Below are 14,551 nucleotides of genomic sequence, written 5' to 3' on the forward strand. Positions count from 1 at the left end.
TTCTCTTCCTTTCCCGTTACCAGACGTAAGCGAGGACTTCGCCGCCCACGCCCTTCTTGCCGGCCTGCTTGTCAGTCAAGAGGCCGGAAGAGGTGGACAGGATTGCGACACCCAGGCCACCGAGCACGTGCGGCAGGTTGGTGGACTTTGCGTAAACGCGCAGTCCCGGCTTGGAAATACGACGAACGCCAGCGATTGAACGCTCGCGGTTCGGACCGAACTTGAGCTCGAGGGTCAGCTTCTTGCCAACCTCCGCGTCTTCTTCTTTCCAGGAGGCGATGTAACCTTCGGCCTTCAGGATGTCGGCAACGCGTGCCTTGAGCTTGCTGTACGGCATAGACACGGAATCGTGGTATGCCGAGTTTGCGTTGCGCAGACGCGTAAGCATGTCTGCGACGGGATCTGTCATTGTCATGGTGGGCTCTTGCCCTTCCTCATAACGGTTTCCGCCGTGCAGTCATCCCCGGAGGGAAACCAGCACGGTCGGACCTTTTACGTAGCTAGATTAATCTTCGGTCTTGAACGGGAAGCCAAGCGCCTTGAGCAGCGCGCGGCCTTCGTCGTCGGTCTTGGCAGTGGTCACGACAGTGATGTCCATGCCGCGAACGCGGTCGATGGAATCCTGGTCGATCTCGTGGAACATAACCTGCTCGGTCAGACCGAAGGTGTAGTTGCCGTTGCCGTCGAACTGCTTGCCGCTGAGGCCCCGGAAGTCGCGGATACGCGGCAGAGCCAGCGTGACCAGACGGTCCAGGAATTCCCACATGCGGTCCCCACGCAGAGTTGCGTGTGCACCGATCGGCATGCCTTCGCGCAGCTTGAACTGTGCGATCGACTTGCGGGCCTTGGTTACCTGCGGCTTCTGGCCGGTGATCAGGGTCAGATCGCGGACAGCGCCGTCGATCAGCTTGGAGTCCTTAGCGGCATCTCCAACACCCATGTTCACAACGACCTTGACCAGACGGGGAACCTGGTTGACGTTCTCGTACTTGAATTCCTCAACGAGCGTGCTCTTGATGGAATCCGCGTACTTGGTCTTCAGACGAGGAACGATCTTGCTTGCCGGAGTCTCGAGAGTCTCAGTCATTAGATGTCCTTCCCTGAGCTCTTGGCCACGCGGACGCGCACGTCGCGCTTCACGCCATCGCGCTCAACGGTCTCGGTGCGGAAACCGACGCGGGTGGGCTTCTTGGTGGACGGGTCAACCAGAGCCACGTTGGAGATGTGGATCGTAGCCTCGACGACTTCGATGCCACCGGTCTTGGTGCCGCGCTGCGACTGACCGACCTTGGTGTGCTTGGTTACGCGGTTAATGCCTTCGACCAGCACGCGGTTGGTCTCGGGGAAAACGCGCAGAACCTTGCCCTGCTTGCCCTTGTCGCCGCCGCGCTCAGCCTTGGCGCCAGTGATGACCTGAACGAGGTCACCCTTTTTGATCTTAGCCATGGACTAAAGCACCTCCGGAGCCAGAGAAACGATCTTCATGAACTTCTTATCGCGAAGTTCACGACCAACCGGTCCGAAGATACGGGTACCGCGGGGGTCACCGTCGTTCTTCAGGATCACAGCTGCGTTCTCGTCAAACTTGATATAGGAACCATCCGCACGGCGGCGTTCCTTCTTGGTACGGACGATGACAGCCTTGACGACGTCGCCCTTCTTTACGTTGCCGCCCGGAATTGCGTCCTTGACGGTAGCGACGATGACGTCGCCAATGCCTGCGTAGCGACGGCCAGATCCACCGAGAACGCGAATGGTAAGGATTTCCTTAGCACCCGTGTTGTCGGCGACCTTGAGTCGCGACTCCTGCTGAATCACTATTTACTCCTTGCGTCGCGCTGGTTCTCAGACCGAAAATCTTCCTACGGAATGAGCCTTGCGGAACGGTTGATCGGGGTGTCTCTTGACCTGCCTGGATTTTGCCAGACCAGGCCTAAACTCCCGTGCCAAAAACATTTGCTTCCCAGGCGGATTCCGACGGATCGGGGCGCTAGGGGGCACTATGCCGTGGCACGATTGTTTACGAGGTTGATGACGGCGCACAGAGGGCGCCATACAAACTCAAAATCTTAGCACGTTTCGGGCGTATCCCCATATCACAGCTTCGCCGTCGCAGCACAGGCCAACGCCGCAGTTCAGGGCAGTACGGGGCCGTGAGGGGCTTATCAGGGCAGTCCGAGGCAACACAGGCAGGGCGGCAGCCAGGCCGACCGGAACTGTGCAGGCCCGCACGGCACGGCAGCGCCCGACGGCGTCACGCACGGCAGTCTTTTGGCCCCGGTGCTGCCGCACTCCCCCGGAATCCCGGCCCACCGGCGTCGGGGCCTGCCGAAACCCTGCCCTGCTTGACGCGCGACCCGTGGGTCCGCCGGCAGCCAGGCCGCCAGGGGCTATACAGGCCAATACGGCACGGCAGCGCCCGACGGCGTCACGCACGGCAGTCTTTTGGCCCCGCCGGCGCTGCACTCCCCCGGATTCCCGGCCCGCCGGCGTCGCTGTCGGACCGAAACCCTGCCCTGCGCGACACGCGGCGCGCGGCCCGAGGGGGTGACGCTCGGCCCGCGGCGCCCGGCCATCGGGAAACCGGCGCCCGGCTCCCCCGCCAACGGAGAAACCCCCGCTCCCTGAAGGGAACGGGGGTTGCTCTGACAGCCAGGCTGCAGGTGTTACTTGGCCTTCTCGAGGATCTCCACCAGACGCCACCGCTTGGTAGCGGAGAGCGGGCGGGTCTCGGCGAGGAGAACGAGGTCGCCGATGCCGGCGCTGTTCTCTTCGTCGTGAGCCTTGATCTTCGTGTTGCGGCGAAGGACCTTGCCGTAGAGGGCGTGCTTCACACGGTCCTCGACCTGGACAACGATGGTCTTTTCCATCTTGTCCGAGACCACAAAGCCGCGCTTCGTCTTACGGTAACCGCGCTCGTCAGCCGTAGCTGCACCGGAAACAGTTTCCGTCACGTTTTCGTCCTTTTCACTCACTTGGAGTCCTCCTCGGTCTCAACCGTTTCAGCCTTGTCGGCCTTCTTGGTTGCAGCCTTCTTGGACTTCTTTTCTTCCTTGGCTTCCACAACCGGTGCGGCAACCTCGGCACGAATGCCCAGCTCGCGCTCACGCAGAACGGTGTAGATGCGTGCGATGTCCTTCTTTACCGCGCGCAGTCGACCGTGGTTCTCCAGCTGGCCGGTGGCGGACTGGAAACGCAGGTTGAACAGCTCTTCCTTGGCCTTACGGAGTTCCTCAACGAGTCGCTCGTTGTCGAAACCGTCCAGCTGTGCGGATGCAAGTTCCTTGGATCCTACTGACATTTCTATTCACCACCTTCGCGACGCAGAATGCGTGCCTTCAACGGGAGTTTGTGGATCGCCAGGCGCAATGCCTCGCGGGCCGTTTCTTCATCGACACCTGAGATCTCGAAGAGAACCCGGCCCGGCTTGACGTTTGAGACCCACCATTCCGGAGAACCCTTACCGGAACCCATACGGGTTTCGGCAGGCTTCTTCGTCAGCGGACGGTCCGGGTAGATGTTGATCCAGACCTTTCCGCCACGCTTGATGTGGCGGGTCATCGCGATACGGGCAGACTCGATCTGACGGTTCGTGACGTATGCCGGGCTCAGAGCCTGGATACCCCACTCACCGAAGGAGACCTTGGTGCCGCCCGTAGCAGCGCCGGAACGACCCGGGTGGTGCTGCTTACGGTGCTTGACTCGACGTGGGATAAGCATTTAAGCCTGTCCTCCTTCTACTGCCGGTGCAGCTGCTTCAACCACCGGAGCTTCGGCAGCAGCGGGTGCAGCCTCAGCCGGGCGGTCAGTGCGACGACGGCGGTCACCACGGTCAGCGCCACCCGGGCGGCCCGGGCGGTCGCTGGCACCACGGCCGCGGGACGGAGCAGCAGCTGCCTGCTGAGCCAGTTCCTTGGCGGTGACGTCACCCTTGTAGATCCAGACCTTCACGCCGATGCGGCCGAAGGTGGTCTTGGCCTCGTAGAAGCCGTAGTCGATGTTCGCGCGGAGGGTGTGCAGGGGCACACGGCCTTCGCGGTAGAACTCCGAGCGGGACATTTCTGCGCCGCCCAGTCGACCCGAGCAGGCGATACGGATGCCCTTGGCACCTGCACGCTGTGCGGACTGCATGGCCTTCTTCATCGCACGGCGGAACGCCACGCGGGAAGTCAGCTGCTCAGCAACGCCCTGGGCAACAAGCTGTGCTTCCATCTCGGGGTTCTTGACCTCGAGGATGTTCAGCTGGACCTGCTTGCCCGTGAGCTTTTCGAGCTCGCCGCGGATGCGGTCTGCTTCTGCACCGCGGCGGCCGATAACGATGCCCGGACGTGCCGTGTGGATATCCACACGGACACGGTCGCGGGTGCGCTCGATTTCGACCTTGGCGATACCGGCGCGCTCCATGCCCGTGGACATGAGCTGGCGGATACGGATGTCTTCGCGAACGAAGTCCTTGTACCGCTGACCGGGCTTGGTGCTGTCAGCAAACCAGTGCGATACGTGATCGGTGGTGATGCCGAGTCGGAACCCGTGCGGGTTAACTTTCTGTCCCACTTAGCGAGCCTCCTCTTTCTCCGGGGTAGCGACTACCACGGTGATGTGGCTCGTGCGCTTCTTGATCTGAAATGCACGACCCTGGGCTCGCGGCTGGAACCGCTTCATGGTCGGGCCTTCATCAACATACATTTCGCTGATGATGAGGTCACCCTCGTCAAACGCCACGCCGTCGCGGTCCGCGAGGACCCGGGCGTTGGAGATTGCCGACTGAACTACCTTGAATACCGGCTCTGAAGCTGCCTGCGGGGCAAACTTCAGAATTGCCAGAGCCTCATTCGCTTGCTTACCACGAACAAGGTTGACGACGCGCCGGGCCTTCATAGGCGTTACGCGGATGTGACGCGCAATTGCCTTGGCTTCCATTGCTTTCCTTCTCTCGTCTTTGACGTAAGTGCAGGCGCCTAGCGGCGCTTGCCCTTACGGTCGTCCTTGACATGGCCGCGGAATGTCCGCGTGGGAGCGAATTCGCCGAGCTTGTGCCCGACCATCGACTCAGTGACAAACACGGGGATGTGCTTGCGTCCGTCGTGAACGGCGATCGTGTGGCCGAGCATGTCGGGGACGATCATCGAACGGCGGGACCAGGTCTTGATGACGTTCTTGGTGCCCTTTTCGTTTTCCCTGGCTACCTTTACAAAGAGGTGCTGGTCAACGAAAGGACCTTTTTTCAGGCTGCGTGGCATGTGTCCAGGCTCCTATCGCTTGTTCTTGCCAGTACGACGGCGACGAACAATAAGCTTGTCGCTCTCTTTGTTGGGACGGCGGGTGCGGCCTTCGCGCTTACCGTTCGGGTTGACGGGGTGACGTCCACCGGACGTCTTACCCTCGCCACCACCGTGGGGGTGGTCAACCGGGTTCATGGCGACACCACGGACGGTCGGGCGAACGCCCTTCCAGCGCATACGGCCGGCCTTACCCCAGTTGATGTTCGACTGCTCGGCGTTGCCGACCTCGCCGACGGTTGCGCGGCAGCGCACGTCAACGTTGCGGATTTCGCCGGAAGGCAGACGCAGCTGGGCGAAACGGCCTTCCTTAGCAACGAGCTGGATCGATGCGCCGGCGGAGCGGCCCATCTTGGCGCCGCCACCCGGACGCAGTTCGACTGCGTGGATTACGGTACCGACCGGGATGTTGCGCAGCGGGAGGTTGTTGCCGGGCTTGATGTCAGCATCGGCACCTGCCTCTACGGTGTCACCCTGGGACAGCTTGTTCGGGGCAATGATGTACCGCTTGGTGCCATCAATGTAGTGCAGGAGTGCGATGCGAGCCGTGCGGTTCGGATCGTACTCGATCTCGGCAACGCGGGCGTTGACGCCGTCTTTGTCGTGGCGACGGAAGTCGATCAGACGGTACTGGCGCTTGTGGCCACCACCCTTGTGACGGGTCGTGATCTTACCGGTGTTGTTACGGCCACCCTTTTTCGGGAGGGGACGTACCAACGACTTTTCCGGCGTCGACCGCGTGATTTCAGTGAAGTCCGCTACGCTCGAGCCGCGACGGCCCGGGGTAGTCGGCTTATATTTACGGATTCCCATAATTTAATTTCCTCGTTAAAGTGGTCTCCGCTACGAGAGCGGACCGCCGAAGATGTCGATCGTGCCTTCTTTGAGGCTCACAATTGCACGCTTGGTGTTCTTGCGGGTACCCCATCCGAATTTGGTCCGCTTGCGCTTACCGGCACGGTTGATGGTGTTGATCGAGTCGACCTTGACGGAGAAGATTTTCTCCACGGCCAGCTTGATCTCGGTCTTGTTCGAGCGGGGGTCCACCAGGAAGGTGTACTTGCCCTCATCGATCAGGCCGTAGCTCTTTTCCGAGACGACGGGTGCAAGCACGACGTCGCGCGGGTCTTTGATGGTGGCTGCACTCACTTGGCATCCTCCTCGTTCTTTGCCACTGCCTTGGAAGCAACGAATGCTTCGTAGGCAGCCTTGGTGAAGACAACGTCATCGGAGACGAGAACGTCGTAGGTGTTCAGCTGGTCTGCGTACAGAACGTGAACATCCGTGAGGTTGCGCACGGAGAGTGCAGCAACATCGTTGGCGCGCTCGATGACAACGAGCAGGTTCTTGCGCTCGGAGACATCCCGCAGGGTCGCCAGTGCGGCGCTGGAGGACGGCTTGGTGCCGGGAACCAGTTCAGCAACAACGTGGATGCGGCCGTTACGGGCGCGGTCAGAGAGAGCGCCGCGCAGGGCAGCAGCAATCATCTTCTTGGGGGTGCGCTGGCTGTAGTCACGCGGCGTGGGGCCGTGGACAACGCCACCACCGGTCATGTGAGGAGCACGGATTGAACCCTGACGGGCGCGGCCGGTGCCCTTCTGCTTGAACGGCTTGCGACCTGCACCGGAAACCTCGGCGCGGGTCTTGGTCTTGTGGGTACCCTGGCGAGCAGCAGCGAGCTGGGCAACGACGACCTGGTGCATCAGCGGCACGTTGGTCTGTACGTCGAAGATCTCTGCAGGCAGGTCAACCTTGACAGTGCTAGTCATTGAACTAGGCTCCCTTCACGGCGGTGCGTACGAGTACGACCTGGCCGCGGGCGCCGGGGACGGCGCCCTTGATCAGGAGCAGCGACTTCTCGACGTCAACCGCGTGGACCGTGAGGTTCAGCGTGGTGTGACGAACGGCGCCCATGCGGCCGGCCATTTTCATGCCCTTGAAGACGCGGCTCGGGGTGGATGCGCCACCGATTGAACCGGGCTTACGGTGGTTCTTGTGGGCACCGTGGGAAGCTCCAACGCCGTGGAAGCCGTGACGCTTCATAACACCGGCGAAGCCCTTACCCTTGGTGGTGCCAACGACGTCGATCTTCTGGCCGGCTTCGAAGAGCTCTACGGAGAGCTCCTGGCCCAGCTCGTAAGAGTCAGCATCTGCAGTGCGCAGTTCGACGACGTGACGGCGAGGCGTGACGCCTGCCTTTTCAAAGTGACCAGCCAGCGGCTTGGTGACCTTGCGGGGATCGATCTGGCCGTAGCCGATCTGAACGGCGACATAGCCATCAGTGTCTGCGTTGCGCAGCTGCGTGATGACGTTCGAGTCAGCCTGGACCACAGTGACGGGGATGAGCTTGTTGTTCTCGTCCCAGACCTGGGTCATGCCGAGCTTCGTGCCCAGCAGGCCCTTTACGTTACGGGTTGCGGTCATAGTTTCTCAGCACCTCCCTACAGCTTGATTTCGATGTTCACGTCGGCCGGCAGGTCGAGACGCATAAGCGAATCAACAGCCTTCGGCGTGGGGTCGATGATGTCGATCAGACGCTTGTGAGTACGCATTTCGAAGTGCTCACGGCTGTCCTTGTACTTGTGCGGAGAGCGGATGACGCAGTAGATGTTCTTCTCCGTCGGCAGCGGCACAGGGCCTACTACCGTGGCGCCTGCGCGCGTGACCGTCTCAACGATCTTCCGTGCTGAAGAGTCAATGACCTCGTGGTCGTATGACTTCAGCCGGATGCGGATTTTTTGTCCCGCCATGTCGCCTGACTCTCTTTCGTTAGTGCTGCTCCAGTGAGGGCTGCTCTGTTTACTTGCGTGTTGCATGTGGCTGCCGAGGCAATTGAAGTCGTAACTACCACCCGCCGCACAAGCTGAATCCGGACAAATCCGGGTTCCTCAACCTGCCGACGTAACCGACCCCCGCGGTCGGGCGTGTCGCGCTTTTTCACGCGACTCGTCCGCAATTCCTTGGGGCGTGGGTTATGTTTGGTCTCCTACTTGGACCCTGACACCCGGCATTATCCGGATCGGGACGCGAAAGAGCGCTTGAACAACTCATCTAGTATGCCGGAATTGCCGGGCAGAAGCGAATCGGCGGCCGGGTGGGGTGGGGCATCCGCCGGGCAGCCGCCGGCAGCCGCGCCGGGCTGGTCATGCCCCTTCGGAGCGGACGACGGCGGGCCAGGACTTCCGCCCGTTGCCTTCGGCGGGCACCGTGGGGATGATGGGGGCATGACTGTGCAGGATTCCGTAGCAGTTCAGGCCCTTGCCGCGCGCCTGCGCCCTGATTTCCAGCTGGGGGTTGCCTCGGCCGCTTTCCAGATTGAAGGCTCCCTCGCGGCCGGCGGCCGCGGACCCTCCGGCTGGGACGCGTTCGTCGAGAAGCCCGGCACCATCCGGGACGGCCACTCCCCCGCCGTCGCCTGCGACCACTACAACCGCGCCGCGGAAGACGTCGAACTGATGCGCACGCTCGGCATCGACTCCTACCGGTTCTCCCTCTCCTGGCCCAGGATCCAGCCGGACGGGACAGGTCCGTTCAACAGCGCGGGGCTCGACTTCTACGACCGGCTCATCGACCAGCTGCTGGAAGCCGGCATCTCCCCCATGGCCACCCTGTACCACTGGGACACCCCGCTGCCGCTGGAACACCGCGGCGGCTGGCTGCGGCGGTCCACCGCAGAACGCTTCGCCGAGTACAGCGCGGCGGCCGGCCGCCGCTTCGGTGACCGGGTCGCACAGTGGGTGACGCTCAACGAACCGGTCTCGGTCACGCTCAACGGCTATGCCCTCGGGCTCCATGCCCCGGGCCACGACCTGCTCTTCGATGCCCTGCCGGCCGTGCACCACCAGCTCCTGGGGCACGGCCTGGCCGTGCAGGCGCTGCGCGCGGAGGGGGTCACCGGCGCTGTCGGCGTCACCAACTTGCACTCCCCGGTGCGGCCCGCGTCCCGGTCGATGACCGACCGGTTCCTGGCCAACATCTTCGACCTGGTCCTGAACCGGGTCTATGCGGATCCGATCCTCCTGGGCAGCTACCCGAAAGTGCCGCTCATCGCCAAGCCGTGGTTCCGTGCGATGGGGAAGATCTCCGACGCCGACCTGCGGACCATCCACCAGCCCCTCGATTTCTACGGGCTGAACTACTACTACCCCGTGAAGGTCGCGACCGGCCGCGGCGCGGGCGAGAGCCCCGCGGGCACCGCGGACGCGATGCTGAAGATGCCCTTCCATATGGCGGCGTTCCCGGAATACGCCACCACGGGTTTCGGCTGGCCGGTGGCGCCGGACCACCTGGGCCCGCTGCTGCGCGAGCTGAAGGACAGGTACGGTGCGGCGCTGCCTCCGCTGTACATCACCGAAAGCGGGGCCAGCTTCCCCGAGCCCGAGCACGTGTCGGGCCCCATCCCGGATGCGGAACGGATCAGCTACATCGCATCGCACCTGGGTCATGCCGTGGATGCCACCGCGCCGGGCGGCATCGCCGAGGACGTTGAACTGCTGGGCTATTACGTCTGGACCCTGATGGACAACTTCGAGTGGGCGGCCGGGTACTCGCAGCGCTTCGGGCTGGTCCATGTCGATTTCGACACCCAGGCACGCACGCCCAAGGATTCGTATTACTGGTACCAGGCACTCAGCCGGGCCCGCAGGCCCTGAGCCGGCAGGAGCCGCCGGCGCCGGACCGGCAGCGTGCCGGCCGCCTGCTCAGTCCTTGTACGTTTGCGCGCTATTTGTCCCGGTTCGCCCGGTTAATCCGCTTGGCCCGTTCAATCTCGTTGCGGAAGTGCTTCTTGGCCCAAAAGACGGCTGCGACGACGGCAACGGCCACCAACAGGAAAATCAACCAGCTCACTGTGAGCTCCCTTCGTTGGGAGCAACGATATCAGCGCCAGGCCCCCGTCAACTATGGTCCGCCGGCTCACGGTGCGGTGCCGGCTCGTCAGCCACGGGTTTGCTGCGGTTCAGCCTCCAGACCGCCAGCACGATGAGAGCAGCGGCAATGAGGGCCAGCAGCGCGAAGGTGTACTGGCGCATCGCCCACATGATGCACACCGCCACTCCTGCAGCACCCCACCAGACGAACAAACGTTCGCCGAAGGCCAGCCCGGCAATGAGCACCACGGCCATCAGCGCCAGGACCCACAGCTGCTGCCCCGCATCACCGCCGAGGATGATCCCCAGCCCGGACAGCGTCAGCAGCCCGGCGCCGCCGGACAACAACACCCGCCCTGCCCTGCGGTGTCCCGCCCCGCGGTTCCCGGACGCCAGGCGAAGGGAACCGAGCACCCCGGCCAGAACCACATACCACTGCAGCGCCCAGAACACGTCGGGCCCCGCGGAGCCTGCATCGAGTCCGGTGAACAGCACGGCGCGCTGCACCGCCGCCGTCGTGACGAACAGGCCCAGTTCCGCTCCGGCCCTGCGGGCTCTCGCCGGCGCTTCGGCGCAGCAGACCGCGGCGGTGGCGGCCACGAGCGCGGCTCCGGCCCAGGCTGTCTCGTCCCACCGAAGCCCGGCGGCCGCGGCGAGGCCAAGACCCAGGACCGTTGCCGACACCAGCGACCAGCGGCGGACCGGATCGGCGGTCAGGGGTCCGCGGCGCAGCCACCGGCCGGCATACAGTGCTGCCGCCGCCGGGGCACAGCCCGCCAGCCACGGAAGGTAGCTGCCCCAGGCACCCGGCACGGCGTCCAGCAGCACGGAGGCCGACAGCGCGGCGGCGGACAATGTGGCACCAAACATGGCCGCCGCAACGGCCGGAACGTAGAGCGCCGGCCACCGCTCCAGGTGCGACGCCGCGAAGCAGACCGCTGCCAGCGCCAGGACCGACGCTCCGGTCAACCAGTCCGCGACGCGCGGTGCCAGCACCAGGGCAGTCAGGACGAAAGCGCCGGAAGCCGCCAGCCAGAGCCAGCGTTCGACGTCGGCCCGCGCGTTCCGCCGGAAACGCAGGCCGGCGGCGGTGGCGGCCAGGGACAGCACGAGCAGCATCACCACAACCCCGTCGTGGCTGAGGACCGGCTGGCCCAGCAGACCGCCGGCAGAGGTGCCGCCGTCGAACTGCACCAGCGGCCCCAGCGCCACGGTGCCGAACACGGCGGCATAGACCGTCAGATAGGCCGCCCCGCGGGCCGCAAACACCCGGCTGGCCACGGCTGCGGAGACCAGCAGCAGGGCCGCGTGCAGCAGGATGACCCAGCGGCCGCCGTCGTCGGGCGCTGCCGCCAGGTAACCGAGCGGAAGCACTGTCTGGGCGGCGAGCGTGATCCATACCGACGCCTGCTGGAACGGGACCTCGGCCAGGCGGTGCCGCATGAGCCAGCGGATCACGTGCTGGGCGGCCAAAACCAGCCCGAAGGTCACCGAGACGGCGGTGGCCGAGACCGTCAGGTCGTAGCTCAGGACAAGCGCCAGGGCCAGGGTCAGCACCCGGGCGGATGCGAAGTAGACGCCCTTGCCCGTGCGCGAGACGGAGGCCACCACCATCGCGGCGCTGAAGACGGCAAAGATGCCCAGCACCAGCTCGACGTCGAGCGTCGAACCCGCACGGGCCAGCAGCAGCACCGCCAGAGCCGCCGGGGCAAACACCGCCGTGCGCGGGCGGGCTCGCAGCACCAGCCCCGCCGCCGCCGCGCCGAGGGCCATCACGACGACGGCAGCGGTCAGCTGCCAGCTCCCGGCCGGCTGCAACTGGAGGCCGGACGCCGTGAGACCGGCCAATGCGACGGCCTGCAGCATCAGCACTGCGGCGGCGTCGGCGACCACACCGTCTGGAGCCCGGCCCCTGAGCTCGGCCAGCAGGGGGAACGCCAGCTGCAGGCCCAGCACGAGCACCGCCAGTGACGCACCCATGAGTTCCTCACCGCCGATCGTCAGCGGACCGGTCTCCTGGCGCAGTTGCTGGAAACCCGTCAGGACCAGGACGGTGCCGGCGCCCGGGCCATCCACCAGTAGCTCCACCGCTGCTGCAGGGCACGGCGGCGCAGGGCCGTTGCCACGAGGTAGAGCACGGTCAGGGCCAGCCCGATGTTGGCGCTTTGGAGCGAGACGCCGGTGAGTGCCAGGCCGGCCAGCACCGCCGCCATGCCCAGTGGCAGCAGTTCCCGGACACCGGACCGCCAGGGAGTCCCTGCCGCGGCTTCCCCGGAGAGGGCCCAGCCGATGCCCAGGGACGTGAGGAGCTGGAGCACGACGGCGGCGCCGGCGAGTGTCCGCCCCGGCGAGTTGTCCACGACGGCCAGCGCGGCGAGGGCCGGGAGTGCCGCCAGGGAGAAGGCCGCCAGGCTCGCGTCCGGGGCCAGCGTCGGCACGCCCGCCCGGACCAGGGCCGCCGTGGCGAGCTGCTGGGCCACGAGGGCCAGCAGGAAAGCGGCGAGCACCGGAACGGAGCCGCCGCCCGTCACGGCCGCGGCCATCGCGGGAACGGCCAGCGTAGCGGCGATGCGGGCGGCGAGCACGAACTGCCGGCGCAGGGGCTCCGCCGGGGGCAGGGAGCGCACGGCCCAGAACAGCGCGACCAGCAACAGGAACACGGCCGGGCTCCAGGCGCCGGCGCGGCCGCCGAACGCCGCAACCACGAGAAGCGCGGCCACGGGGGCCCCTTCCGCGATCCCTTCCAGTCCCACGGCGAGGGCCATGCCGGTGAGCAGGGCGAGCAGCAGCGGCAGCCACACCGGGATCTCGACGGCGGGGGCGATGGCGGGGTCGACGGCGGCAGTGAACAGGGTGGCCGCACCCCACAGCAGGGTCAGGAGCAGTTGCAGCCCGAAGGTGCCGAGGGCGTCGGCCCGCCGGCGGCCGGCGGAGCCCAGCAGTGCGGCCGGAACCACCGACAGCCCGGACGCCAGCAGCACGGACTGGAGGGCTGCCAGTACGAGGGCGGTCAGCACCATCCACGGCAGGCTCTCGCTCGACGCCCAGACCGCGGCGGCCGCCGCCACGGTCAGGCTGACCCGGGCGCCGTAGTACTGGCCGACCCGGAACCGGCTTTGCGGGAGCGCCGCCATCAGGGCGAAGTACGTTCCGCACAGGAACATCATGAACGCATACTCGCCCCTGCCGAGCAGCATCGGAAGGAAGGTCGCAGCGGCTGCGACGGCGGGGACCACAAACGGATGCAGGACCATCAGCGGTTTGACGAACACCGACGGCATCCAGCACGGACGCGTCAGCGCCAGCAGGGTCAGGACGACCGCGATGGCGATCAGCGCCGCGAAGTACCACAGCACGGCTCCGCCCACGACAGAAATCCCGGACCACGCCGTCGACACGACAAAGGTCAGGGACAGATAGGCGAGAACCCTGCTGTCCATCCGGACGGCGGCGGCAACGTAGGCCACGGTGCCGATGAACGAGGTGACCAGCCAGGCGGCGGGGCCGTCGGGCAGGGTGAAGTTGTACATGGCCAGGCCGGCCACCGGGATCAGAGCCAGGCCGGTTCCGGCGAACGCGACGGCGGCCGGCCGGAGCCGCGGGGCCCTCGCATGCAGGACCAGACCCCCGGCATAGAACAGCGCGGTGATGGCGACAACGCCGGCGAAGCGGAGGACTGCCGGGAGGCCGGTGCCGATGAAGAGGGCCCCGGCAGCCACCAGCAGGAGGCTGGCGACGTAGAGGGTGATGTTGATGTTCTGCCGGTCCCGCTTCTCCTTCCGGGCAGCCCGGTCCGCGGCGGACTCCCGCGGAGCAGCCGGGGCCGCAGCCACCTGCGCCGGAGCGGGCAGCTGCGCGGGCAAGGGCCAGGACTGATCGTGCGCCGGAGCGGGCAGCTGCGCGGGCAAGGGCCAGCGTTGATCGCGCGCTGCCGGCGGTGTTGGCTCGTACGGTAACGCACCGGCAGGCCGGACCGGCGGAGTTGGCCGGCCCGGCGGGTTCAGCGGTGGAGCCGCCAGAGGCAGCGGCGCGGCCGTCGGTGGAGCCGCTGCCGCGGCGGGCGGGACCGGCGGTGGAGCCGCTGCCGCCGCCGACGGGACGCTCGCCGCCCCCGTCTCCTGTGCGGCCTGGCCGTCCCGCCAGCCCTGGAGGTGCCCGGCACGGAAGCCGGCCGCGAAGGCCTGGCTGTTCTCGTCAGTGTGACGCCGGCGTTCCCGCGCCCTCCCCCGGCGGAGGCCAAGCACTAAGGCGACCGCAACCAGGAGTATGACGAACAGGGGGTGGACAGCGGTCGACATGGATATCCTTCGTGACTCCGGCTGTCCGTACCGCCCAGCTCCCATTAAATCCAATGACTAGATGAAATATAGCACCGGACGATGCTCAACGGAGCCCTGTGCATAG

The 14,551-nt window shown here is 65.5% G+C and carries 19 protein-coding genes; 1 reads left to right on the forward strand and 18 read right to left on the reverse strand.

Annotated features, from left to right (window positions below; translation table 11 throughout):
- Window positions 1-16: 16 nt before the first annotated feature.
- The 15 genes from rpsH to rpsJ all read right to left on the reverse strand — a co-directional run bounded on the left by rpsH (window position 17) and on the right by rpsJ (window position 8,029).
- A complete protein-coding gene (gene rpsH / locus AC06G6_RS14775; RefSeq protein WP_056425243.1) occupies window positions 17-415 on the reverse strand; it encodes a 30S ribosomal protein S8 in 399 nt (132 codons plus the stop codon).
- A 90-nt stretch (window positions 416-505) separates the two neighbouring features.
- Window positions 506-1,087, reverse strand: a complete 582-nt coding sequence (gene rplE / locus AC06G6_RS14780; RefSeq protein WP_024366124.1) for a 50S ribosomal protein L5 — start codon at window positions 1,085-1,087, stop codon at window positions 506-508.
- Complete coding sequence (rplX, locus tag AC06G6_RS14785) at window positions 1,087-1,446, reverse strand: 50S ribosomal protein L24 (RefSeq protein WP_307460561.1); 360 nt, start codon at window positions 1,444-1,446, stop codon at window positions 1,087-1,089. Before rplX ends, rplE begins: the two co-directional genes overlap by 1 nt.
- Window positions 1,447-1,449: 3 nt before the next feature.
- The gene (rplN, locus tag AC06G6_RS14790; RefSeq protein ID WP_003803789.1) at window positions 1,450-1,818 is read right to left on the reverse strand and encodes a 50S ribosomal protein L14; all 369 of its coding nucleotides are present in this window, start codon (window positions 1,816-1,818) and stop codon (window positions 1,450-1,452) included.
- Window positions 1,819-2,666: 848 nt separating this feature from the next.
- Complete coding sequence (rpsQ, locus tag AC06G6_RS14795; RefSeq protein ID WP_226760326.1) at window positions 2,667-2,975, reverse strand: 30S ribosomal protein S17; 309 nt, start codon at window positions 2,973-2,975, stop codon at window positions 2,667-2,669.
- Window positions 2,972-3,301, reverse strand: coding sequence for a 50S ribosomal protein L29 (gene rpmC, locus AC06G6_RS14800; protein WP_307465567.1), 330 nt, complete (start codon window positions 3,299-3,301; stop codon window positions 2,972-2,974). The genes rpsQ and rpmC overlap by 4 nt, the downstream gene beginning before the upstream one ends.
- Window positions 3,302-3,303: 2 nt before the next feature.
- On the reverse strand, window positions 3,304-3,720 hold the full coding sequence (gene rplP / locus AC06G6_RS14805) for a 50S ribosomal protein L16 (protein WP_024366129.1): 417 nt from the start codon (window positions 3,718-3,720) through the stop codon (window positions 3,304-3,306).
- A complete protein-coding gene (gene rpsC, locus AC06G6_RS14810) occupies window positions 3,721-4,554 on the reverse strand; it encodes a 30S ribosomal protein S3 (RefSeq protein WP_226760325.1) in 834 nt (277 codons plus the stop codon).
- Complete coding sequence (gene rplV / locus AC06G6_RS14815) at window positions 4,555-4,920, reverse strand: 50S ribosomal protein L22 (RefSeq protein ID WP_069949298.1); 366 nt, start codon at window positions 4,918-4,920, stop codon at window positions 4,555-4,557. It abuts the gene before it with no gap.
- 38 nt (window positions 4,921-4,958) lie between these two features.
- Entirely contained in the window at window positions 4,959-5,240 is a 282-nt protein-coding gene (gene rpsS / locus AC06G6_RS14820; RefSeq protein WP_018773666.1) for a 30S ribosomal protein S19, read from the reverse strand.
- Between the two features lie 12 nt (window positions 5,241-5,252).
- Window positions 5,253-6,092: a 50S ribosomal protein L2 gene (gene rplB, locus AC06G6_RS14825; RefSeq protein ID WP_069949299.1), complete on the reverse strand. Its 840-nt coding sequence runs from the start codon at window positions 6,090-6,092 to the stop codon at window positions 5,253-5,255.
- A gap of 30 nt (window positions 6,093-6,122) precedes the next feature.
- Complete coding sequence (gene rplW, locus AC06G6_RS14830; protein WP_024366132.1) at window positions 6,123-6,428, reverse strand: 50S ribosomal protein L23; 306 nt, start codon at window positions 6,426-6,428, stop codon at window positions 6,123-6,125.
- On the reverse strand, window positions 6,425-7,048 hold the full coding sequence (gene rplD / locus AC06G6_RS14835; protein WP_282379776.1) for a 50S ribosomal protein L4: 624 nt from the start codon (window positions 7,046-7,048) through the stop codon (window positions 6,425-6,427). The genes rplW and rplD overlap by 4 nt, the downstream gene beginning before the upstream one ends.
- A 4-nt stretch (window positions 7,049-7,052) precedes the next feature.
- Window positions 7,053-7,703 (reverse strand): 50S ribosomal protein L3, encoded by a 651-nt coding sequence (gene rplC / locus AC06G6_RS14840; RefSeq protein ID WP_024366134.1) that lies wholly within the window; start codon window positions 7,701-7,703, stop codon window positions 7,053-7,055.
- A 17-nt stretch (window positions 7,704-7,720) separates the two neighbouring features.
- Window positions 7,721-8,029, reverse strand: a complete 309-nt coding sequence (gene rpsJ / locus AC06G6_RS14845) for a 30S ribosomal protein S10 (protein WP_024366135.1) — start codon at window positions 8,027-8,029, stop codon at window positions 7,721-7,723.
- 474 nt (window positions 8,030-8,503) lie between these two features.
- On the opposite strand from rpsJ, the gene AC06G6_RS14850 reads away from it, so the two are divergent.
- Window positions 8,504-9,931: a GH1 family beta-glucosidase gene (locus AC06G6_RS14850; protein ID WP_479823237.1), complete on the forward strand. Its 1,428-nt coding sequence runs from the start codon at window positions 8,504-8,506 to the stop codon at window positions 9,929-9,931.
- A gap of 70 nt (window positions 9,932-10,001) precedes the next feature.
- Here AC06G6_RS14850 and AC06G6_RS14855 read toward each other — a convergent pair whose 3' ends face one another.
- The 3 genes from AC06G6_RS14855 to AC06G6_RS14865 are packed head-to-tail and all read right to left on the reverse strand — an operon-like array spanning window position 10,002 to window position 14,055.
- Complete coding sequence (locus AC06G6_RS14855; protein ID WP_307465578.1) at window positions 10,002-10,127, reverse strand: hypothetical protein; 126 nt, start codon at window positions 10,125-10,127, stop codon at window positions 10,002-10,004.
- Between the two features lie 47 nt (window positions 10,128-10,174).
- The gene (locus tag AC06G6_RS14860) at window positions 10,175-12,223 is read right to left on the reverse strand and encodes a hypothetical protein (RefSeq protein WP_479823239.1); all 2,049 of its coding nucleotides are present in this window, start codon (window positions 12,221-12,223) and stop codon (window positions 10,175-10,177) included.
- Window positions 12,187-14,055, reverse strand: a complete 1,869-nt coding sequence (locus AC06G6_RS14865; protein WP_479823241.1) for a hypothetical protein — start codon at window positions 14,053-14,055, stop codon at window positions 12,187-12,189. Before AC06G6_RS14865 ends, AC06G6_RS14860 begins: the two co-directional genes overlap by 37 nt.
- Window positions 14,056-14,551 lie beyond the last annotated feature (496 nt).

The organism is Arthrobacter sp. CJL-S3, from assembly GCF_056711635.1.

Coding starts and splice junctions, on each gene's coding strand:
- rplD (WP_282379776.1), bottom strand. CDS start 7,048: ATGACTAGCACTGTCAAGGTTGACCTGCCTGCAGAGATCTTCGACGTA.
- rplB (WP_069949299.1), bottom strand. CDS start 6,092: ATGGGAATCCGTAAATATAAGCCGACTACCCCGGGCCGTCGCGGCTCG.
- rpsH (WP_056425243.1), bottom strand. CDS start 415: ATGACAATGACAGATCCCGTCGCAGACATGCTTACGCGTCTGCGCAAC.
- rplV (WP_069949298.1), bottom strand. CDS start 4,920: ATGGAAGCCAAGGCAATTGCGCGTCACATCCGCGTAACGCCTATGAAG.
- rpsS (WP_018773666.1), bottom strand. CDS start 5,240: ATGCCACGCAGCCTGAAAAAAGGTCCTTTCGTTGACCAGCACCTCTTT.
- AC06G6_RS14850 (WP_479823237.1), top strand. CDS start 8,504: ATGACTGTGCAGGATTCCGTAGCAGTTCAGGCCCTTGCCGCGCGCCTG.
- rplC (WP_024366134.1), bottom strand. CDS start 7,703: ATGACCGCAACCCGTAACGTAAAGGGCCTGCTGGGCACGAAGCTCGGC.
- rpsJ (WP_024366135.1), bottom strand. CDS start 8,029: ATGGCGGGACAAAAAATCCGCATCCGGCTGAAGTCATACGACCACGAG.
- rplX (WP_307460561.1), bottom strand. CDS start 1,446: ATGGCTAAGATCAAAAAGGGTGACCTCGTTCAGGTCATCACTGGCGCC.
- rplP (WP_024366129.1), bottom strand. CDS start 3,720: ATGCTTATCCCACGTCGAGTCAAGCACCGTAAGCAGCACCACCCGGGT.
- rpmC (WP_307465567.1), bottom strand. CDS start 3,301: ATGTCAGTAGGATCCAAGGAACTTGCATCCGCACAGCTGGACGGTTTC.
- rplE (WP_024366124.1), bottom strand. CDS start 1,087: ATGACTGAGACTCTCGAGACTCCGGCAAGCAAGATCGTTCCTCGTCTG.